Genomic DNA, 19289 nt, shown 5'->3' with positions numbered 1-19289 from the left:
GGTGCGCGGTCGCGGCCGGCGCCGCGTTCATGGAGTCTGCCCGTATGGGGTCCGCCCGTATGGGGTCCGCCCGGCCTCCGTGACGCGGCGGCCAGGCTGTGGGGCGCGTCGTCGCCGGACAGGGATCAGTCGCCGGACGGGGCTCAGGCGATGTACTCGTCGTCCAGTTCCGCCTGGTACCGGGAGCGGAAGTCCTTCAGGTACGGGCGGAGCGAACTCTCGCTCAGCGGGCCGCCGGTGCGGCCGGTGATCCCGTACAGATCGACCAAGTACAGGCCGAACTGGCGGCCGTTGGGGTAGTCGCCGTGCTCGCTGATGTACTTGCGGAAGGCGTTGAAGTACGCCTCCTCGCGTGAGATGTCGTCGGGGAGCGCGGGAACGGGCAGTTCCTCGGGCTGCTCCTGGACGGGCGCGGGCTCGGCGTACTGCCGCTGTTCCGGGGCCTGTTGGGGGACCTGCTCCGGCTCCGGGGTCGCGTACGGGCCCTCCACGCGCTGATTGGGCACCCCGCCGAGCGGGCGGCTGCGGCCGGGGCCGGCGGGGATCATCACCGGGGCTGCGGGGTCCGGGACTTCGGCGTACGCGGGGTTGTACGCGCCCTCGTACGCCGCTTCCTGCACCTGCGGGGCCGCGAACCAGGGGCTCGGCTGGGGCTGGGCTTGGGGCTCAGGCTGGGGGTGCTGCGGCTGCGGGTGCTGCTGAGGGTGTTGCTGGGGTTCGGGTTGCGGTTGCGGCTGCTGCTGGTGCTGGGGGTCCTGGTCCTGCTTCCGCAGCTGCGGCGGGATCTGCTGCTGCTGTTGGGGCTGGGGCTGGGAGTGCTGGGGCTGCTGTTCCGTCGGCTCCGGGGACGGAGACACGGACGGGCTCGCGGCGGCTATCTCGGCCCGGCCCTGCGGGAGTTCGGCCACCGGAGGCGGGGGCGGCAGCAGCACCGGTTCGATCCCGGCGGCGGCCAGACCCGACGGCGCGGTGTCGGCGAGCGGTACGCCGTACTTCGCGAGCCGGAGCGGCATCAGCGCCTCGACCGGCGCCTTGCGGCGCCAGTTGCGGCCGTACCGCGCCTGAAGGCGCGACTGGTAGATGAGCCTGTCCTGTTCGAGCTTGATGACCTGCTCGTACGAGCGCAGCTCCCACAGCTTCATCCGGCGCCACAGCTTGAAGGTGGGCACCGGCGAGAGCAGCCAGCGGGTGAGCCGCACGCCCTCCATGTGCTTGTCGGCGGTGATGTCCGCGATCCGGCCGACCGCGTGGCGCGCCGCCTCGACGGACACGATGAAGAGGAGCGGGATCACGGCGTGCATCCCGACGCCCAGCGGGTCCGGCCAGGCGGCGGCGCCGTTGAAGGCGATGGTCGCGGTCGTCAGCAGCCACGCCGACTGGCGCAGCAGCGGGAACGGGATCCGCATCCAGGTCAGGAGGAGGTCGAGCGCCAGCAGGACGCAGATGCCCGCGTCGATACCGATCGGGAAGACCAGGGAGAACCGCCCGAAGCCCTTGGCCTCGGCGAGTTCGCGCACGGCGGCGTAGGACCCCGCGAATCCGATCGCGGCGATGATCACCGCTCCGAACACCACGATCCCGATGAGAATCCGGTGCGTGCGTGTCAGCTGCATCGCGGCCACCCGCGATCTCCTCCCGTATTCGGCCTGTATGGGGCGTCAGGTACTCGACAACAATCACTCGACGCCCCGACACCCGGCGGGCACAGCCTGGCACATGTGTGCGGAGGGCGTTGCGCGGGGAGCGGAAGCCGGCCTTCAGGACGCGGCTTCGGAGCCCTCCCCGGCGCCCGGCGCGTCACCGGAACCGGCCGCGTCCTCGGAACCGGCGGCGACGGCCGCCACGGCTTCCTTGGCCGCCTTCTCCGCGTTCTTCGTCAGATCGGCGGGGCTGGGCGACTTCGCGCCCGCGTATCCCGCGCCGTTGTAGGTGAGGGTGATGACGACGTTCTCCGCGCGGGCCACGACCGTCGCGTACGCGAAGTCCTCGTCGGTCTTCTTGAGGGTGTACGTGACCAGCGTCGCCTGGTCGCCGACGCCGGCCGTGGCGACGGACTTGAGGCTCTTGGCGCCCGCCGTGCCCTGGGCCCCGGCGACCTCCTTCGCGTAGTACTCGCCGGCGCGCTTGTCGCCACTGCCGAGCGTGGCGTCGGAGTCGTACCGCATGAGGGAGACATCGAGCCAGCGGTACTGCGAGCCCTTGACGCCCTTGTCGTCCAGACCGTTCCAGGAGCAGCTGCCGCGGGTGTCGATGTCGCTGGACTTGCCCGACGTACCGGCCTTGGTCTTGACCTTGGGAACGAGCGAGCCGACCGTCTTCGCGCCGATCGTGGCGCAGGCGTCGGGGAGCCCGCTGTACTTGGCCGCCGCGACCTTCGGGGACGGCGCGGCGCTCGGGCTCGACGAGGAGCCGTCGGCGTCGCTCTTGTCGCCGGAGTCGGACGAGCAGCCGGCGACGACGAGCATCACCGGAACGGCTGCGCAGGCGAGTATGCGGGTGAGTCGCGAGGCTGAACGGTGCATGGTTCCTTCAGTCGGTCGGTTGTCGTACGGTCCGATCGGCCACGGTAACCGCCGAGCCGGGTCCGCGGGCTCCCGGAGCGGGAGTCCGGGCCCCGCGCGCCCGGCGCGGGCGGCGGGGACGGGGGCGGCTACTCGTTGAGCTGCTCGGCGAGCGTCCGGGCCAGTTCCCGCGCCTTGTCCTGGAGTTCTTTGCTGTCGGGGACCACGGTGGGGTGGGCGGGCTGCTCGGTGTACCGGACGGTCACGATCACGTTCGATGTGCGGAACACCACGCTCACCGTGCGCTGCTGAGCTGCGGCGCCGGAGCGGGCGAGGACATCGTCCAGGAAGGCGGCGTCACCGAGATTCTCCAGGACGCGGGGTTCGAGGCCGTCGGGGGTCGTGCCGTCGGAGGGCGCGCCGTCGGAGGGCGCGCCGGAGCGGGACGGGGTGCCGGAGGGGGTACCGGACGGGGAGCCGGTCTGTGCGCTCGTACCGGACTCCGAGCCGGTACCGGTGTCCGTGCCCGCGCCGGAACCCGTCGCGGAGGGCATGCCGCCCGGCGTTCCGGGAGCCGTGGCCGCGGGCAGCCCCGCGGCCGTCTCCGCCTTCGCGTAGACCTCCTGGGCCCGGTCGGCGTCGCTCACGGCCGGGTCGTATGACACGACGCGTTCGAGGTCGATCATCAGCTGGTTCGACGCGTCGGGGGAGGCGGCCTTCCAGCCGCACCCGACGCGGCGGTCGGTGTCGTATGTCACAGCGGCCGTGCCCTCGTACACCTTCGCCCGCTGGTCCTCGGGGAGCGAGGCGACGCCGGGCAGCAGATCCTTGAGCATGGAGCGCGGCACGGAGCCGCAGGGCTCGCGGAGCGTGCGGTATTTGCCGGGCTGGGCGGCGGTGGCGGTGGTGGGGCCGCCCGGCTTGGTGTCGGTGACGGCGCCGTCCGCGCCGCCGCCCCCCGAGCAGCCGGCGACGACCGCCACGAGGAGCGCCGCCAGGCCGGGTACGTACGCCTTGCGCGCCTTTGGCTGCACGGTCCCGGGCTCCCTTCTGTACGGGGTTCCGCGCGGGGCTCCGCGCGAAAACTGCTTGCCGCCGTATGACGGTCGATGGACACAATGTCTATCGCACGCGACGCCGTCGATGCTGGTCGGCCGTCTCTTTTGACGGCCCTGGTTCCGGCTTTTGCGTTATAGGACTTTCGGGGGAATTGAGGGGTTATGTCGTATGTAGAGATGCCGGGCGCGAAGGTGCCGATCCGGATGTGGGCGGATCCCGCGACGGTCGAAGAGGGCGCCATGCAGCAGCTCCGGAATGTCGCCACACTGCCCTGGATCAAGGGCCTCGCCGTGATGCCGGACGTGCACTACGGCAAGGGCGCGACGGTCGGTTCGGTGATCGCGATGCACGGTGCGGTCTGCCCGGCGGCGGTGGGGGTGGACATCGGGTGCGGGATGTCGGCGGTGAAGACGTCCCTGACGGCGAACGATCTGCCGGGTGACCTGTCCCGGCTGCGCTCCAAGATCGAGCAGGCGATCCCGGTGGGGCGCGGCATGCACGACGAGGCGGTGGATCCGGGGCGGATGCACGGGTTCGCCACGGCGGGGTGGGCGGATTTCTGGGAGCGGTTCGACGGAGTCGCCGATTCGGTCAAATTCCGTCAGGAACGCGCCACGAAGCAGATGGGAACGCTCGGCTCGGGCAACCACTTCATCGAATTCTGTCTGGATGAGTCGGATTCGGTCTGGCTGATGCTCCACTCCGGATCGCGGAACATCGGCAAGGAACTGGCCGACCACCACATCGGCGAGGCCCAGAGGCTGCCGCACAACCAGGGGCTGGTCGACCGGGACCTGGCCGTCTTCATCGCGGACACCCCGCAGATGGCGGCGTACCGGAACGATCTCTTCTGGGCGCAGGAGTACGCGAAGTACAACCGCGCGATCATGATGGGGCTCTTCCAGGACGTGGTCCGCAAGGAGTTCAAGAAGGCCCGGGTGACCTTCGACGAGGTCATCTCCTGCCACCACAACTATGTGGCGGAGGAGCGGTACGAGGGCATGGACCTGCTGGTCACACGCAAGGGCGCGATCCGTGCGGGCAGCGGCGACTTCGGCATCATCCCGGGCTCCATGGGCACGGGTTCGTACATCGTGAAGGGCCTGGGGAACGAGGCGTCGTTCAACTCGGCCTCGCACGGCGCGGGCCGGAGGATGAGCCGTAACGCCGCCAAGCGCCGGTTCTCGACGCGGGACCTGGAGGAGCAGACGCGGGGCGTGGAGTGCCGCAAGGACTCCGGAGTCGTGGACGAGATCCCGGCCGCGTACAAGCCGATCGAGCAGGTCATCGAGCAGCAGCGGGATCTGGTGCGGGTGGTGGCGAAGCTGAAGCAGGTCATCTGCGTGAAGGGCTGAGCGGCCAGGACACGGCCGGCCGTGACGGTCCCGATGTCCCCATGGTCCTGCTTCCCGGAACGGTGATCGGCCCCCCGGCGCTCTGCCGGGGGGCCGACTGCCGGCCCTGACCGGCCGGGGGCGGTCACAGCTCGCGGTGGACCTTGGAGTTGGACGCCTGGGCGCGGGGGCGTACCACGAGGAGGTCGATGTTGACATGGCTCGGGCGGGTGACCGCCCAGGTGATGGTGTCGGCGACGTCGTCGGCCGTGAGCGGTTCCGCGACGCCCGCGTAGACCTTCGCGGCCTTCTCGGTGTCGCCGTGGAAGCGGGTGGTGGCGAACTCCTCGGTCCTGACCATGCCGGGGGCGATCTCGATCACCCGGACCGGTGTGCCGACGATCTCCAGGCGGAGGGTCTCGGCGAGGACGTGGGAGCCGTGCTTGGCCGCGACATAGCCCGCGCCGCCCTCGTACGTGCCGTGGCCGGCGGTGGAGGAGACGACCAGGACCGTGCCGTCGCCGCTCGCGGTGAGGGCGGGGAGCAGCGCCTGGGTGACGTTGAGCGTGCCGAGGACGTTCGTCTCGTACATCCGGCGCCAGTCCACGGGGTCGCCGGTGGCCACCGGGTCGGCGCCCAGGGCGCCCCCGGCGTTGTTGATCAGGACGTTCACGGAGGGGAAGCGGCCCAGCTCGGCGGCGAAGGCGTCGACGGCCGGGCGGTCGGTGACATCGAGGGCGTACGCGGTGGCGTGCTGCCCGGCGGCTGTCAGTTCGGCGGCGAGCGCCTCGATGCGGTCCTTGCGGCGGGCGGTGACGATGACGTGGTAGCCGGCGGCCGCGAGTTGGCGTGCGCTGGCGGCGCCGATGCCGCTGCTCGCTCCGGTGATGACGGCGATGGGGGTCCCCGCGGCGGTCATGACGTACTCCTCGCGCGTGTGATCGATGATCGAGTCGGACACGGCCAGGATAGGCAGGGTGCGCGGGCGGGTGCCCGTGGTGTCCGGAGCGCGGACCGCGGCGGTGCGAGGGCGGTGGCCGCGGGGTGCGCGCGGGATTCCGCCGCGTGGGTGCCGCGTGTCATGTGGGTGACCGGGGGCGCGCCGGGCCTACGGGTGGCCCGATTCGCGGTGTGATGATCGGTATGTTCCCGCCATGGGTGTCAAGCGCAAGGCGTGGCTGGTGGCGGTGTCGGCCGTCGCGGCGGTGGTGACGGTGACGGGTGCGGGGCCTGGCGTCGGGGCCGGGGCCGAGACCGAGGCGGGGACTGGTGCCGAGGCCGGGACCGTTGGTTTCCGGGGTGGTGTCGTGCCGGAGGCCGATCTCTCGCACCACGGGCATGTGTCGCTGTGGAGCCAGCAGCTGACGGTCCGCTTCGAGTCCGAGAACCACGGTCCTTCCGGGCTCGCGGACGCGACCGTGCGGCTGACGTTCTCGGTCGCTCTCGCGGCCGGTCAGAGCCTGCCGTCGAACTGTCTGCGGAGCGGTGACCGGGTGGTGCTGTGCCGTACGGGGCCGCTCCGGGCGGTCGGCCGGAGCCAGGAGACCGTTCTCGACCTGAAGGCGGCGGGGCGGCCCGTCGAGGCGGTCGTGGAGATCGACACCGCCTGGAACGGCGGCGCGAGCGACCCGAACCCCGAGAACCACCGGCACCGGGTGCTGGCCCCGGCCACCGGGGACCCGTACGCCTTCTGACCGCGTGCCTTCCGGCCTCGTCCGCCCCGGCCTCGTCCGCTCCGGCATCGGCCCCGGCCGCGTGCTTCGGCTGCGAGCTCCGGCCGCCCCGGGAGCTACGCGGGAGCTATGCGGCGGCGTCGCCGAATTCCCGTACCGCGTCCTCGACGATCGCCGCCAGCCTCGCGTGGTGCGCGCCGCGCCAGTACACCCGGCCGCAGGCCGTGCACTGGGCGAAGACGTCGTACGAACGCTGGGTGCCGTGCTCCAGCCGCTCCTGGACGGACTCCTTGGCGGCCGGGCCCAGGCCGCCGTTGCACGCGGTACAGCGGGTCCAGGGCGCGAGGGCGGGGGCGAAGCGTTCCAGGACGTCCCGGAGCTGGTCCTCGGGGCGGTCGCTGTAGATGTACGCCCCGGCCCAGAGCTCGCGGCGCCGCAGCAGCCCGCGGTCCCGGGACAGCATCACCCGGCGCTCGGTGGCGGAGAGGGTGGCCAGGGCGGGATCGCCGAGGTCCTCGTTCTCGTACGCCGCGTCGATACCGAGCAGCCGCAGCCGTCGCGCGAGCGTGCCGAGATGGACGTCGAGCAGGAAGCGCAGGGGAGCGCCCGGCACCCGCTGGGGGCGGCTCACGGCCCGTACCTCGACGGATTCGCCCGCGGCGGGGATGTGCGAGACGGGCACCTCACGGCCGTCCACGAGCAGCGCCCCGGCCTCGGTGAGCGGGACGCCGAGCGATTCGACGGTGTGACCGAGCGTGGACGCGCCGTCGGTGAGGAGGGACGTACGTCCATGACGCCGCTCGGCGGGAACGAACAGGCGCAGCCCGGGGGCGAATTCGATCTGGATCTCCGGTCCGTTCACGTCGTCAGGATGCCACCGGACGCGGGGGGCGGGCCAGGACTTTCCTGGTCGTCGGCGCCGGGTGTCAGATCCAGCCGCCAGTCGTTGGCGCGCATCAGACGCCCCTTCGGGTACTCGACCTCGCACTCGCCCCGGAGCGAGAACCCCACCCGGCGGCACAGCGCGTTCGACGAGCGGTTGTCGACGGACGGGAAGGCGTGCAGATAGCGGTACCTGTGCTCGGCGCGCACCTTCGCCACGACGGCCGCCGCTGCCGCCGCCGCGATGCCGCGCCCCTGGTGGGCGGTGAGCACTCCCCAGCCCGTCTCGTACACCTGCTGTCCCTGCCAGGTCTGCTCCCAGAACCCGATCGTGCCGACGGCCTCGCCGGACGGCGGCAGCACGATCCGGAACATGCGGCCCCGGCCCGTCAGGTCCGCGCTCAGATCGACGTACCGCCGGTGCCGCGTGAGCAGCTGTTCCTCGGTCTCGGGGCCGCCCAGATGGCTCATCAGCTCCGGCGCGTTCATGGCGCGGAGCAGGCCGAGATCGCCCTCGGACCAGGGATCCAGCCGTACTCCCGGTGGTTCGCTCTGTGTGTCAGGCGTGTCAGGCATGTCAGGCACTGTAGGGCGGGGGTCTGACATCGGGGCGTCCGGCTGCCGGCGGACCGGCTGATGGGCGGCCGACTTCTCGGGGTGTGGTGTCCGGGGGGCCGGCGTCCGGGGGGCCGGCGTACGCCGTCGGCGGGACCCCGACCGTCGCCGTGAAGTCCCGTACGAGATGGGCCTGATCGCTGTAGCCGAGTTCGGCGGCCAGCTCCGCCCAGTCCACGTCCACGTCCGCCTCCGCACCCGTACCCGCACCCGCACCCGCTCCGGACTCCGCGCGCTCCAGGGCCTCGTGGATGCGGTAGCGCAGGATCACCCATTTCGGACCCACCCCCACATATGTGGCGAAGAGCCGTTGCAGCGAGCGCACCGACAGCCCTTCCGCCTCGGCGAGCGGGGCCACGCGCCGGATCGTGCGGTCCGTACGGATCCGGTCGGCGAGCGCCATGGCGTGCGCCGCCCGCGGGTCCCGGCGCGGGCCCACGCCCAGCAGATACGCGTCGAGCGCGGCCACCCGCGCGTCCTCCGTGGCGTCGGGCGGGCCGAGCACCGCCGCGATGTCCTCGTCGGTCGCCGGCATGACCTCGGCGATCGGCACGCGCCGCCCCGTCCACTCCGACACGGGCCACCGCGGTGCGAACGGCCGGAAGCCGCCGGGCCTGAACTGCACCCCGCACACCCGGCCGCGCCCTTCCAGCTTCTGCGTGAACAGCTCCAGGCCGATGCCCGCGACCTCGGCGAAGGCCGGGCTGTCCGGTCCGGGGCCGAACCGCTGGAAGACGACATTGACCGAGGGGTGCGGCACGACAAGGGAGTCGTAGGGCTGTTCGAGATCCCAGTCGATCAGCCAGTAGTGCTCCAGATACGGCCGCAGGGCCGGAGCGGGCTCGCGGCGCCGGAACCGTACCCGCGCGAAGAGCCCGGGGGCGTCGACGATGCCCCGGGTGTCACGCCGCGGTCCTGCCATGTACGGATCCTATGTCGCGTTTCTTCAAGACGCCGGGGGCGCCGATTCCTACGATCACGGCCATGAACGACACGATCAGCAAGCTGCTGGAGGTGGCGGCCGACCGTACCGTCGCCGTCGTCCGGAACATCACCGACGACCAGCTCACCGCCCCGACCCCGTGCGCGGAGTACGACGTGCACGCCCTCGTCGACCATCTCTTCCAGGTCATCGTGAACTTCCAGGCACTGGCCGCGAAGGAGGACTCCGACTTCGGCGCCGCCCCCGAGCGTCTGACGGGTGCGTGGCGTGACCGGTTCGCCGACGAGACCGTACGGCTCATCGCGGCCTGGGGCGCGCCGGGCGCCGAGGAGGGCACCTCGGGGGCGATGGGGATGCCGGCCAGGACGGTCGGCGCGATGGTGGTGGGCGACCTCGCCGTGCACGGGTGGGATCTGGCGCGGGCCACGGGGCAGCCGTACGAGCCGGACGCGGCGCTCGTCGGGATGCTCGGGGCGGAGTTCGGGGCGCTGGCTCCGACGGCGCGGAAGATGGGGGTGTTCGGGGAGCCCGTGGCGGTGGCCGAGGACGCGGCGCCGTTCGCGGCGCTGCTCGCCGCGACGGGACGGGATCCGGGCTGGAGCCGCTCGTAGCCCGTTGCGGGCCCGTCGCTCGGCCGTCAGCCGTCAGCCGTCAGCCGTCAGCCTTCAGCCGTCGGCGGTCGGCGGTCGGCGGTCAGCTGTCCGCGGCGGGTCCGTCGTCCGACGGCAGCGCCTGCTCGGCCCAGATGACCTTGCCCTCCGCGGTGTAGCGGGTGCCCCAGCGTTCGGTGAACTGCGCGACGAGGAACAGGCCCCGGCCCCCCTCGTCGGTGGCCTTCGCGTACCGCAGATGCGGCGAGGTGCTGCTGAAGTCGGAGACCTCGCAGATCAGGGTGCGGTCGCGGAGGAGCCGCACCTTGACCGGGCCGAGGGCGTAGCGGATGGCGTTGGTGATCAGCTCGCTGAGGATCAGCTCGGTCGAGTACGCCACCTCCTCCAGCCCCCAGTCCGCCAGCTGCCTGGCCACGGCGGCGCGCAGCCGGGACACCTCCGAGGGATGGGAGGGCACCTCCCACTCCGCGATCCGGTCGGGTTCGAGCACGCGGGTACGGGCGACGATGAGCGCGATGTCATCGCTCGGGCGGTTGGGCAGCAGTGCTTCCAGCACCGCGGAGCAGGTCTCCTCCGGGTCCCGGTGCGGGTGGGACAGCGCGGCGCGCAGCAGATGGAGTCCTTCGTCGATCTCCCGGTCGCGGTCCTCGATGAGCCCGTCGGTGTACAGCACCAGATGGCTGTGCTCGGGCAGCCGCACCTCCACCGTCTCGAACGGCAGCCCGCCGAGCCCCAGCGGAGTCCCGGCCGGCAGATCGAGGAACTCCACGCTGCCGTCCGTGCCGACCAGCGCGGGCGGCGGATGGCCGGCGCGGGCCATGGAACACAGCCGGGTGACCGGATCGTAGATCGCGTAGAGGCAGGTCGCGCCCGTGATCACGGCGCCGCCGCCCGCGATGCCCTCGTCATGGTCGATGCGGGTGATCAGATCGTCCAGGTGGGTGAGGATCTCATCGGGCGGCAGGTCGAGCGTCGAGAAGTTGTGGACCGCCGTACGCAGCCGGCCCATCGTCGCCGCCGCGAGCAGGCCGTGTCCGACGACATCACCCACCACCAGGGCCACGCGGGCGCCGGGCAGCGGGATGACATCGAACCAGTCGCCGCCCACCCCCGACTCCGCGGGCAGATAGCGGTAGGCGACGTCGAGGGCGTTCTGGTCCGGCAGGACCTGGGGGAGCAGGCTGCGCTGGAGCGTCTCCGCCATGTTGTGCTCGCGGGTGTAGCGGCGTGCGTTGTCGATACAGACCGAGGCGTGGTTGGCCAGTTCCTCGGCGAGGGACACGTCCTCGTCCTCGAAGGGCTCCGGCCGCTCCGAACGCCAGAAATTGACGACCCCGAGGAGCACGCCCCGGGCACGCAGCGGGCTGGTGACGAGGGAGTGGATGCCGTACGCCATGACCCGGGCGGTGTGCTCGGGGTCCTGGGCCTGCCAGCCGGCCGACACGCCGAGATCGGGCTCGACGGTTCCGCGCCCGCTCCGCAGGCTCCGTGCCTGGGGTGTGGACGCGCGGAACGTGAACCGCTCGCCCAGCCGGTAGAGCGGGTGGTCGTCGCGGATGCCGACCACGGCCGTACGGCGCAGTTCGGAGACGGCGGTGACCCCCGCGGGGTCCTCACCGCGCAGCATGGCCTCCGCCAGGTCCACGGTGACGAAGTCCGCGAACCGCGGGACCGCCACCCGCGCCAGCTCCTCGGCGGTCCGGGTCACATCGAGGGTGGTGCCGATCTCCACGCCCGCGTCGTACAGCAGCTTGAGACGCTTCTGCGCCACTTCCGCCCGGCCCGTGAGCGCGCGCAGCTCGGTGGAGTCGCGGAGGGTGGCCACGCTGCCCGGCGGGCCTCCGTCACGATCCGTGGAGCGGTTGTTCACCGCGATCAGCCGCTCTCCGGTCGCCAGCACCTCGTCGCTGGCGGCGCGTCCCGAGGCCAGCAGATCGGCCATCTGCGGATCCAGGCCGAGATCGGTGACGGAGCGGCCCTCCGGTCGCGGGGGCAGATCGAGGAGACGGTGCGCCTCGTCGTTGGCGAGCACCAGCCGGCCGTCGCCGTCGAGGATGAGCACTCCTTCGCGTACGACATGCAGGACCGCGTCATGATGCTCGTACATACGCGCCATCTCGACGGGCTCCAGCCCGTGGGTCTGGCGGCGCAGCCGGCCGCTCACCAGCGCCGTGCCGCCGGTGGCGAGGGCGAGCGACGCGGCGGCGGCGGCCAGGACGATCGGGACCTCGCGGTTGGCGAGGCTGTTCACCTTGCTGATGGTGATCCCGGCCGACACGAGTCCGGCCACTTTCCCGTTCGCGTCCTTGACGGGGGTCACCGCCCGTACGGAGGGGCCGAGGGTCCCCGGGACGGTCTCGGTGATGGTGCGGCCCTTGAGCGACGGGCCGATGGTGCCGATGAAGTGCTCCCCGATGCGCGCGGGGTTGGGGTGCGTGAGCCGGATGCCCTTCGTGTTTATGACGACGACGAAGTCGACCATGGAGGCCTTGCGGACCGCTTCGGCCCGTGGCTGGAGGATCGCGCTGGGGTCGGGGGCCCGCAGGGCGGGCGCGACTCCCGGCGAGTTCGCGAACGCGGTGGCGACGGAGAGGCAGCGGTTGCGCGCCTCTTGTTCGGTGTCGTGCCGGGACACCAGGAGGAGTGAGACCAGCGAGGACCCGATGAGCAGCAGCACGATCACCAGTTGCAGGATGAAGACCTGTCCGGCGAGCGTGCGGACGTTCAGCCATGACGGACGACGCCACCCCTGCGGCCACCGCGGGGCCCGGCGCTGGATCCATCGTCGCGACCCGCCTGCCGTGCGCGGGTGCTCACGCCGCCGACTCCGTGGGCGCCGGCCGGAGCGGGCAGACAAGGCCCGAGCCCAGGATCGACCCATATGTCGGGCCATGTACCTATACCTACACCGCCAGTCTTCACAAGGCGAATGGGCGTTGGCCCGTTGACCGGTGCCGGGTCCCGGCGGGTTTCGGCGGTGGGTGTCTCAGGGGGCCGTGCTGTGGAGCGGGCGGCCGCTGAGCAGGTTCCAGCGGCCGGCCCGTCCGCTGAGTTCGGTGGCGGTGAGGGGGCGTACGTCGATACGCCAGAAGGCCGCGGGTGGTGCGCCCAGGGCGTGGACCGCGCAGGCGCGGACGATGTCCGGTTCGACGACGGCTATGAGGCGGCCGCCGGCCGTGCCGCCCCCGGGCGTGCCGTTCCCGGCCGTGCCGTTCCCACCTGTGCCGTTCCCACCTGTGCCGTTCCCGCCTGTGCCGCCGTCGGCCGGTGCGCCGTCGCCGAGGGTGTCGAGCCAGTGGGCGGTGCGGGCGAGCAGCTCCAGCAGGGATTCGCCGCTGTGCGGGGCGGACGCCGGATCCGAGAGCCAGGAGGCCAGCGCGGCCGGTTCCGCGGCGGCCACTTCGTCGAGGGTCCTGCCCTGCCAGCGGCCCATCGCGCAAGGGGCGAGGGCGGGCAGCGACCGCGCGTCCAGGCCGAGGGCCTCGGCGGTGCGACGGCAGCGGGGGGAGGGAGAGACGTACGCGGTGGCGGTGGCGGGGAAGTGCTCCCGTACGGCCTCGGCCTGCCGCAGTCCGAGGGCGTCCAGCGCGTCGCCGCCGGGTGGGGGCATCGTTTCGCCGCCCGCTCCGGTTACGGGTTCGCCGCCCGCTCCGGCGCCCGGTCCGGCGGTGGTCGCGGCCGGCTCACCGGTGTGCGGGAAGCGGGCCTCGCGCAGGGCCGGGTTCATGGCCGGTGAGATGAGCATGAGGCGGGTGGTCATACGGTCCTCGCTGCCTGGTTCTGGCTCGGTCCTGCCGGGTCGGCCGCACCGGGGTCGGGAAGGAGGTCCCCTTGGCCGGTCTGCCGTATCGCGGTACCTTCACGTCGCAATCACGACGGCGGAACGGAAGTCCGGTGGGAATCCGGCACGGTCGCGCCACTGTAAGCCGGGCGCCGGCCGCGTACTGCGCGGCGGGGGCCCCGGTGAGTCAGACCCGGAAGCCGTCGTTCGAGCTCCACTGAATGGGACGCGAGTTCCCGCAAGGAGGTTGTGCCATGGCTCAGTCCATAGCGCCCCCGACCGTTACGTCCACCGGTGCCACCGGTACCGCTGTCACCCCGCTCCCGCTCCGCGCGGTGCTGCCGTGGGCCGTGTTCGTGGGCACCCTGATGCTGGTGCTGCTCTACTTCGTCGGCGCGGAGCAGGGCGCCACGTCGGTGTTCTCCGGTGCGGAGGTGCACGAGTGGGTGCACGACGGCCGTCATCTCCTCGGCTTCCCCTGCCACTGACGACCGACGGAGATCACGCACATGCACGCGTCCACCGTCAGAAACCTCCTGGTCCGCGGCATGATCGCGGGCCTGCTCGCCGGACTCTGCGCGTTCGTGCTGGCCTATGTGGCGGGTGAGCCCTCGGTACGGGACTCCATCGCGCAGGAGGAGGCCCGCTCCGCGCCCGCGCATCAGCACGGCGGGGAAGACCATCAGCAAGGCGCGGCAGAGGAAGAGGAGGAAGAGCTGGTCAGCCGGCCGGTGCAGTCGACCTTCGGGCTGGCCACCGGCGTCCTGGTATACGGGGTGGCCCTGGGCGGGATCGCCTCCCTGGTCTTCGCCGGGTGCCTCGGCAGGATCGGCCGCTTCGGTCCGAGGGCGACCGCGGCGCTGCTCGCCGGGGCCGCCTTCGTCACCGTCTATCTGGTGCCGTTCCTGAAGTATCCGGCGACCCCGCCCGCGGTCGGCAACCCGGACACCATCGGTAAGCGCACCACGCTGTTCTTCCTGATGATCCTGCTGAGCGTCCTGCTGGCCGTCGTCGCGGTCATCGCGGGACGACGGCTCGCGCCGCGTCTGGGCAACTGGAACGCGGCGGTCGTCGCCGGTGGCGGTTACGCCGTCGCCGTGGTGGTGGCCTGTCTCGTCCTGCCCGGCAACACCGATGCCGTTGCGGCCTCTTTCCCGGCTGCCCTGCTCTGGGAATTCCGGCTGGCGTCGATCGGCGTACAGGCGCTGCTGTGGACGGCCTTCGGGCTGATCTTCGGGGCGCTGGCGGAGCGGGCGCTCCGGCCGGGGCAGGCCGCGGGGGCCGCGGAGGCGGCGGCGTCCGACAGCGCTGCCGCGTCGGTGCGTACCGCCGGCTGAAGCGGCGCCCGTGGCGACATCGGCGGAACCATCGGCCGGCCAACGGCTGAACCGGGGACCGGCCCGCGTGTGACGCGCGGGCCGGTCCCCGGTCGTTGGCGGGATGTTGGCCTGGTCTCCGGTCGGCCGCCGGTTGGTCTCCGGTCTGCCGCCGTCGGCCGGTCTCCGGTCGGCCGTCGCGCTGGTCACCGTCGCCGGTGCCGCGCGTTCCTCAACCGCCCGTTCCCAGCCGCCCGTTCCTCAACCGCCTGTTCCCCAGCAGCCCGTCAACCGCGCGTTCCTCAACCGCTCGTCCGTCAGTCGCTGACGCCGACCGCGTGTCCGAACGTCTCCCGGTCCGTGACGAAGTCCAGCATGGCGCGGGCCACGTCCGCGCGGGCGATCGCGTTGGCGGCCGGGCCCGCCTCCACGGCGTGCCGGTAGGTGCCCCTGCCGTCGGCGTCCGTCAGCCGGGGCGGCCGTACCGACGTCCAGTCGAGCCCGCTGTCCCGCAGGATCGTCTCCATCAGTTCGAGATCGGTGTACAACTCCTTGAGCGCCAGCCACATCCCGGGCAGCAGCACTCGGCGCGCCAGCCACGGCTGACCCGCCCCCGAGCGGTTCAGCGGTGCCGCGCTCACCACGACGATCCGCCGTACGCCGGTCGCGGCCATCGCCTCGGTCGCCGCCCGCGCCGAGGCCGACGCGGGCTTGAGCGGGTCGTGCCGGCCGGCCTGGCCCATCCCCGACAGCACCGCGTCGGCCCCGTCGACCACCTCGGTCAGGGAAGCCGCGTCGAGGGCGTCGGCGCGTACGACCGTCAGGCTCTCGTGTTCCGTCCTCAGTTTGGCCGGGTCCCGTACCGCCGCCGAAACCTTGTGTCCGTCCGCGAGAGCGTGGCGGACGAGCTGCCATCCTACGCCGCCCGTGGCTCCCAGCACAGCGATTTTCATAACCCCTCCAGGGGTGAGTGAACGCTTACCAGCCATAGTGGGTGAGCGCTCACCCACTTGTCAAAGTAGGCTGGCGGGCATGACGGGTACGGGTACGAACCGAGAACCGGCCGCGCCGCCCCTGACCGGCGGCGCCCTGACGCGCTCGCGGATCCTCGACGCCGCCGCGCGGCTGATGGGCACCGTGGGGCTGACGCGCACGACGACCAAGGAGATCGCGAGGGAGGCGGGCTGCTCGGAAGCCGCGCTCTACAAGCACTTCCGCGACAAGGAGGAGATCTTCGTCAGCGTCCTGCACGAGCGCGCGCCGCGCTTCACGGACGCGCTGGCGCGGCTGCCGGGCCGCGTGGGCGAGGGGGAGGTGGCCGCTCATCTGGAGGAGGTGGCCAGGGTCGGGGTGCTCTTCTACCGGGGTACGTTCCCGATGGCGGCGTCCCTCTTCGCCAGCCCCGACCTGCTCGCGGCCCACCGCAAGCGGCTCGGACTCGACGGCTCGGGGCCGCACGAGGTGAGCCGGTCCGTGGCCGGGTATCTCGCGGCGGAACAGGAACTGGGCCGGGTCTCCCCGGACATCGACCCGGACGCGGCGGCGCTGCTCCTCGTCGGCGCCTGCTTCCACCGGGCCTTTCTGGACCTGTTCTTCGCCCCGGATCCCCCGGAGGGCACGCTGCGTCCGGAGAGCGAGGCGGATTTCGCGCGGGAGACGGTACGGGCACTGCTGGCGGGCATCGCCCCTCCGGGCCCGTGACGTGAGGATCCGCCGAGCCCGGAGGGGCGTGAGGATCCGGGCCCGTGAACCGTCCTCGGACTCATCTCTCGGAGCGGCGCCTGTCGCCCGCGCACAGCGCCCAGATGATGAAGAGATCGACGGCGAGGAGCACGAGGGCCCAGAGCGGATAACGCGGGATCCAGAGGAAGTTCGAGACCGCGCCGAGACCCGCCAGGATCACACCGATCACGCGCGCCCACACCGCGCCCCGCAACAGCGCGCAGCCCGCGATGAAGATGATGGCGCCGATGATGAGATGGACCCAGCCCCAGCCCACGAGGCTGAACGAGAAGACGTAGTTCCTCGTCGCCAGGAAGATGTCGTCCCTGGCGATGGCGGAGATGCCCGCCAGGACCGTCATCGCGCCGCCGAAGATCATGAGAACCGCGGCGAAGACCGTCCAGCCGGTAGCAAGTGCCCTCTTGGCCGTCATGGGGCGCTCCCTCGGTGAGGAGACGGGCCGCGGGCCGGTGCCGGTCCGGTCCGCGGCCATTGCCGTCACCTCAAGGTTCCATACGGATGGGTCACCCGCATCTCGTCCGGAGGGCGGCCAGTAGAGTGCGGACTCGGTCTTCCCCCAGTTCAGAGGTGTACGGCAGTGAGCCCCGCCCAGCCATCCGCGCCCACAGGGCCCACGGGGTCCCCCGGGCCATCCGGGTCCCCCGCGCCCCAGGGGCCGGAGCCGGTGCCGGTGCCGGTGCCTGTGTCGGTGCCGGTGACCGTCGTCGGGATCGGCGCCGACGGCTGGGCGGGGCTGCCCGGCGGCTCGCGGGCCGCGCTGCGCGAGGCGGACGTCCTCATCGGCGGCCCCCGGCAACTGGCCCTGCTCCCCGGGGAGTGCGCGGGCGAGCGGGTGCCGTGGCCGTCGCCGCTGCGGCCCGCCGTTTCCGGGCTGCTCGCCGCCCACGCCGGGCGACGGGTCGCCGTACTGGCGAGCGGGGACCCGATGTTCCACGGGATCGGGCGGACCCTGTCCGAGGTCCTGTCCGTGACCCTCGGCGCCGACGCCCAGCGGGCCGGGGCGCTGCGCGTGCTGCCGCATCCGTCGTCCGTCTCGTACGCGTGCGCCCGGCTCGGCTGGCCGGTGGAGGACACGGAGGTGGTCACACTCGTCGGCCGCCCCGCCGAGCGGCTCTCCGCCGCCCTGTACGACGGCCGTCGGGTGCTCGTGCTCAGCGCGGGGGCGGCGACCCCGGCCGAGGTGGCGGCGCTGCTGAGGGACCGGGGTTTCGGGCCGAGCCGTATGCATGTCCTCGAACAACTCGGCGGCGGGGAACGGGAACGGCGATTCGAGGGCGTCGCCCAGGAGTGGGCCGAGCCCGCCGGTGATCCGCTCAATGTCGTGGCGGTCGAGTGCCGCCGCGCGCCCGACGCGCCGCGCCTCGGCGCCGTACCCGGCCTGCCGGACACCGCGTACGAGCACGACGGCCAGCTCACCAAGCGGCATGTGCGCGCCGCGACCCTGGCCGCGCTCGCGCCCGCGCCCGGCGAACTGCTCTGGGACATCGGCGGCGGGTCGGGCTCGATCGCCGTCGAGTGGATGCGTACGCACCGGTCCTGCCGCGCCGTCTCGGTCGAGCGCGATCCGGCGCGGGCGGAACGTATCGGCCGCAACGCGCGGGCGCTCGGCGTCCCCGGGCTGCGCGTCGTCACCGGCGGGGCGCCCGGCGCGCTGGCCGGACTGCCGGTGCCCGACGCGGTGTTCATCGGCGGCGGGCTGACCGTACCGGGGCTGCTGGAGCGCTGCTGGGACGCGCTGCCCGAGGGCGGCAGGCTGGTCGCGAACACGGTGACGCTGGAGTCCGAGGCGCTGCTCGCCGAGTGGTACCGCCGCCTGGGCGGGGAACTCGTACGGCTGGCGGTCGCGCACGCCGTTCCGGTGGGCGGTTTCACCGGCTGGCGGCAGGCCATGCCGGTCACTCAGTGGGCGGTCACGAAGGACCGGCCTCCGCGGGTCCCCACAACAGGAGTTCCTTCAGCGGGCGTCCCTTCAGCAGGACTCCCTTCGGCGGGATTTCCGTCGGCAGGTCTCCCCTCGGCAGGACTCCCCTTGGCAGGAGAAGAACGATGACGGTGTACTTCATCGGCGCCGGTCCCGGCGCCGCCGATCTGATCACGGTGCGCGGCGCCCGCAGGCTGGCCGCCTGCCGGGTGTGTCTGTACGCGGGCAGCCTCGTGCCGCGCGAACTGCTGGCCGAGTGCCCGCCCGACGCGCGCCTGGTCGACACCGCGCAGATGGACCTGGACGGGATCACGGCCGAGTTGGTCCGGGCGCACGAGGAGGGCCACGACGTCGCCCGGCTGCACTCCGGCGACCCGTCGGTCTTCAGCGCCGTCGCGGAGCAGATGCGCCGGCTGGACGCGGCGGGCGTGCCGTACGAAGTGGTGCCGGGCGTACCGGCGTTCGCGGCGGCGGCCGCCGCGCTGAAGCGTGAGCTGACGATCCCGACGGTGGGCCAGACGGTGATCCTCACGCGGATCGCCCAGCGCGCCACCCCGATGCCGGAGGGCGAGGACCTGGCGACCCTCGGCCGGAGCGGCGCGCTGCTCGTCCTGCACCTGGCCGCGCGGTATGTGGACCGGGTGGTGGCCGAACTGCTGCCGCACTACGGGGCGGACTGCCCGGCCGCGGTGGTGGCGATGGCCAGCCGCCCGGACGAACTGGTGCTGCGCGGCACGCTGGACGACATCGCCGGCCAGGTGAAGGCGGCGGGTGTGGTGCGGACGGCGGTCATCATGGTCGGCCGGACGCTGGGCGCGGAGCAGTTCCGCGACAGCCACCTGTACTCGGCCGACAGGGAGCGCCCGCACACCTCGCGGCCGTAGGTCCTGCCGGGTCCCGCCGGGTCCTG

19 protein-coding genes and 1 riboswitch are annotated in these 19289 nt (G+C 72.4%); of the genes, 8 read left to right on the top strand and 11 right to left on the bottom strand.

The window, feature by feature from the left end:
• Window positions 1-143: 143 nt before the first annotated feature.
• The 3 genes from CU044_RS36895 to CU044_RS36885 form a co-directional block, all read right to left on the bottom strand.
• A complete protein-coding gene (locus CU044_RS36895; protein WP_129773277.1) occupies window positions 144-1622 on the bottom strand; it encodes a DUF2637 domain-containing protein in 1479 nt (492 codons plus the stop codon).
• 135 nt (window positions 1623-1757) lie between these two features.
• Window positions 1758-2522: a DUF3558 domain-containing protein gene (locus CU044_RS36890; protein WP_129773275.1), complete on the bottom strand. Its 765-nt coding sequence runs from the start codon at window positions 2520-2522 to the stop codon at window positions 1758-1760.
• Window positions 2523-2650: 128 nt separating this feature from the next.
• Window positions 2651-3535: a DUF3558 domain-containing protein gene (locus tag CU044_RS36885; RefSeq protein ID WP_129773272.1), complete on the bottom strand. Its 885-nt coding sequence runs from the start codon at window positions 3533-3535 to the stop codon at window positions 2651-2653.
• A 186-nt stretch (window positions 3536-3721) separates the two neighbouring features.
• Here CU044_RS36885 and CU044_RS36880 point away from each other — a divergent pair, with 186 nt between their 5' ends.
• Complete coding sequence (locus tag CU044_RS36880) at window positions 3722-4915, top strand: RtcB family protein (protein WP_129773270.1); 1194 nt, start codon at window positions 3722-3724, stop codon at window positions 4913-4915.
• A 124-nt stretch (window positions 4916-5039) separates the two neighbouring features.
• Here CU044_RS36880 and CU044_RS36875 read toward each other — a convergent pair whose 3' ends face one another.
• Window positions 5040-5813 carry an SDR family NAD(P)-dependent oxidoreductase gene (locus CU044_RS36875; RefSeq protein WP_129773366.1) on the bottom strand — a complete coding sequence of 258 codons (774 nt, stop codon included), beginning with the start codon at window positions 5811-5813 and terminating at the stop codon, window positions 5040-5042.
• Between the two features lie 235 nt (window positions 5814-6048).
• Here CU044_RS36875 and CU044_RS36870 point away from each other — a divergent pair, with 235 nt between their 5' ends.
• Window positions 6049-6588, top strand: coding sequence for a hypothetical protein (locus CU044_RS36870; RefSeq protein WP_129773268.1), 540 nt, complete (start codon window positions 6049-6051; stop codon window positions 6586-6588).
• A 106-nt stretch (window positions 6589-6694) separates the two neighbouring features.
• Here CU044_RS36870 and CU044_RS36865 read toward each other — a convergent pair whose 3' ends face one another.
• The 3 genes from CU044_RS36865 to CU044_RS36855 are packed head-to-tail and all read right to left on the bottom strand — an operon-like array spanning window position 6695 to window position 8986.
• Window positions 6695-7429, bottom strand: a complete 735-nt coding sequence (locus tag CU044_RS36865) for a Mut7-C RNAse domain-containing protein (protein ID WP_129773266.1) — start codon at window positions 7427-7429, stop codon at window positions 6695-6697.
• The gene (locus CU044_RS36860) at window positions 7426-8025 is read right to left on the bottom strand and encodes a GNAT family N-acetyltransferase (RefSeq protein ID WP_129773264.1); all 600 of its coding nucleotides are present in this window, start codon (window positions 8023-8025) and stop codon (window positions 7426-7428) included. Before CU044_RS36860 ends, CU044_RS36865 begins: the two co-directional genes overlap by 4 nt.
• Window position 8026: 1 nt before the next feature.
• Complete coding sequence (locus CU044_RS36855) at window positions 8027-8986, bottom strand: helix-turn-helix domain-containing protein (RefSeq protein ID WP_129773262.1); 960 nt, start codon at window positions 8984-8986, stop codon at window positions 8027-8029.
• Window positions 8987-9048: 62 nt separating this feature from the next.
• Here CU044_RS36855 and CU044_RS36850 point away from each other — a divergent pair, with 62 nt between their 5' ends.
• Window positions 9049-9618, top strand: coding sequence for a TIGR03086 family metal-binding protein (locus CU044_RS36850; protein ID WP_129773260.1), 570 nt, complete (start codon window positions 9049-9051; stop codon window positions 9616-9618).
• Window positions 9619-9700: 82 nt separating this feature from the next.
• Here the strand turns inward: CU044_RS36850 and CU044_RS36845 are convergent, their stop codons facing one another.
• Both CU044_RS36845 and CU044_RS36840 read right to left on the bottom strand, forming a co-directional pair.
• Window positions 9701-12511 carry a SpoIIE family protein phosphatase/ATP-binding protein gene (locus tag CU044_RS36845; RefSeq protein WP_129773258.1) on the bottom strand — a complete coding sequence of 937 codons (2811 nt, stop codon included), beginning with the start codon at window positions 12509-12511 and terminating at the stop codon, window positions 9701-9703.
• 93 nt (window positions 12512-12604) lie between these two features.
• Window positions 12605-13378, bottom strand: a complete 774-nt coding sequence (locus CU044_RS36840) for a histidine phosphatase family protein (RefSeq protein WP_129773256.1) — start codon at window positions 13376-13378, stop codon at window positions 12605-12607.
• A gap of 125 nt (window positions 13379-13503) precedes the next feature.
• Window positions 13504-13592, top strand: a riboswitch (cobalamin riboswitch).
• Between the two features lie 61 nt (window positions 13593-13653).
• Between CU044_RS36840 and CU044_RS36835 the strand changes: the two genes are divergently transcribed.
• Window positions 13654-13887 carry a CbtB-domain containing protein gene (locus CU044_RS36835; RefSeq protein WP_129773254.1) on the top strand — a complete coding sequence of 78 codons (234 nt, stop codon included), beginning with the start codon at window positions 13654-13656 and terminating at the stop codon, window positions 13885-13887.
• 21 nt (window positions 13888-13908) lie between these two features.
• Window positions 13909-14736 carry a CbtA family protein gene (locus CU044_RS36830; RefSeq protein WP_129773252.1) on the top strand — a complete coding sequence of 276 codons (828 nt, stop codon included), beginning with the start codon at window positions 13909-13911 and terminating at the stop codon, window positions 14734-14736.
• A 296-nt stretch (window positions 14737-15032) separates the two neighbouring features.
• Here CU044_RS36830 and CU044_RS36825 read toward each other — a convergent pair whose 3' ends face one another.
• A complete protein-coding gene (locus CU044_RS36825; protein WP_129773250.1) occupies window positions 15033-15668 on the bottom strand; it encodes an NAD(P)H-binding protein in 636 nt (211 codons plus the stop codon).
• A gap of 79 nt (window positions 15669-15747) precedes the next feature.
• On the opposite strand from CU044_RS36825, the gene CU044_RS36820 reads away from it, so the two are divergent.
• The gene (locus tag CU044_RS36820; protein ID WP_129773248.1) at window positions 15748-16416 is read left to right on the top strand and encodes a TetR/AcrR family transcriptional regulator; all 669 of its coding nucleotides are present in this window, start codon (window positions 15748-15750) and stop codon (window positions 16414-16416) included.
• 61 nt (window positions 16417-16477) lie between these two features.
• Here CU044_RS36820 and CU044_RS36815 read toward each other — a convergent pair whose 3' ends face one another.
• The gene (locus CU044_RS36815) at window positions 16478-16870 is read right to left on the bottom strand and encodes a hypothetical protein (RefSeq protein WP_129773246.1); all 393 of its coding nucleotides are present in this window, start codon (window positions 16868-16870) and stop codon (window positions 16478-16480) included.
• A gap of 264 nt (window positions 16871-17134) precedes the next feature.
• Between CU044_RS36815 and cbiE the strand changes: the two genes are divergently transcribed.
• Window positions 17135-18508 carry a precorrin-6y C5,15-methyltransferase (decarboxylating) subunit CbiE gene (cbiE, locus tag CU044_RS36810; protein ID WP_193564168.1) on the top strand — a complete coding sequence of 458 codons (1374 nt, stop codon included), beginning with the start codon at window positions 17135-17137 and terminating at the stop codon, window positions 18506-18508.
• Window positions 18505-19263, top strand: coding sequence for a precorrin-4 C(11)-methyltransferase (cobM, locus tag CU044_RS36805; RefSeq protein ID WP_129773242.1), 759 nt, complete (start codon window positions 18505-18507; stop codon window positions 19261-19263). Before cbiE ends, cobM begins: the two co-directional genes overlap by 4 nt.
• Window positions 19264-19289 lie beyond the last annotated feature (26 nt).

Origin of the sequence: Streptomyces sp. L-9-10, assembly GCF_004151105.1 — a bacterium.
Lineage (GTDB): Bacteria > Actinomycetota > Actinomycetes > Streptomycetales > Streptomycetaceae > Streptomyces.
Note: the sequence above shows the minus strand (reverse complement) of the source record. Positions and strands in the feature narration are given on the sequence as shown.

Excerpts from the sequence above, each read along its gene's own strand:
- CU044_RS36890 (WP_129773275.1), bottom strand. The coding sequence starts at position 2,522 with ATGCACCGTTCAGCCTCGCGACTCACCCGCATACTCGCCTGCGCAGCC.
- CU044_RS36880 (WP_129773270.1), top strand. The coding sequence starts at position 3,722 with ATGTCGTATGTAGAGATGCCGGGCGCGAAGGTGCCGATCCGGATGTGG.
- CU044_RS36875 (WP_129773366.1), bottom strand. The coding sequence starts at position 5,813 with ATGACCGCCGCGGGGACCCCCATCGCCGTCATCACCGGAGCGAGCAGC.
- CU044_RS36870 (WP_129773268.1), top strand. The coding sequence starts at position 6,049 with ATGGGTGTCAAGCGCAAGGCGTGGCTGGTGGCGGTGTCGGCCGTCGCG.
- CU044_RS36860 (WP_129773264.1), bottom strand. The coding sequence starts at position 8,025 with ATGCCTGACACGCCTGACACACAGAGCGAACCACCGGGAGTACGGCTG.
- CU044_RS36855 (WP_129773262.1), bottom strand. The coding sequence starts at position 8,986 with ATGGCAGGACCGCGGCGTGACACCCGGGGCATCGTCGACGCCCCCGGG.
- CU044_RS36850 (WP_129773260.1), top strand. The coding sequence starts at position 9,049 with ATGAACGACACGATCAGCAAGCTGCTGGAGGTGGCGGCCGACCGTACC.
- CU044_RS36845 (WP_129773258.1), bottom strand. The coding sequence starts at position 12,511 with ATGGCCCGACATATGGGTCGATCCTGGGCTCGGGCCTTGTCTGCCCGC.
- CU044_RS36840 (WP_129773256.1), bottom strand. The coding sequence starts at position 13,378 with ATGACCACCCGCCTCATGCTCATCTCACCGGCCATGAACCCGGCCCTG.
- CU044_RS36835 (WP_129773254.1), top strand. The coding sequence starts at position 13,654 with ATGGCTCAGTCCATAGCGCCCCCGACCGTTACGTCCACCGGTGCCACC.
- CU044_RS36830 (WP_129773252.1), top strand. The coding sequence starts at position 13,909 with ATGCACGCGTCCACCGTCAGAAACCTCCTGGTCCGCGGCATGATCGCG.
- CU044_RS36825 (WP_129773250.1), bottom strand. The coding sequence starts at position 15,668 with ATGAAAATCGCTGTGCTGGGAGCCACGGGCGGCGTAGGATGGCAGCTC.
- CU044_RS36820 (WP_129773248.1), top strand. The coding sequence starts at position 15,748 with ATGACGGGTACGGGTACGAACCGAGAACCGGCCGCGCCGCCCCTGACC.
- CU044_RS36815 (WP_129773246.1), bottom strand. The coding sequence starts at position 16,870 with ATGACGGCCAAGAGGGCACTTGCTACCGGCTGGACGGTCTTCGCCGCG.
- cobM (WP_129773242.1), top strand. The coding sequence starts at position 18,505 with ATGACGGTGTACTTCATCGGCGCCGGTCCCGGCGCCGCCGATCTGATC.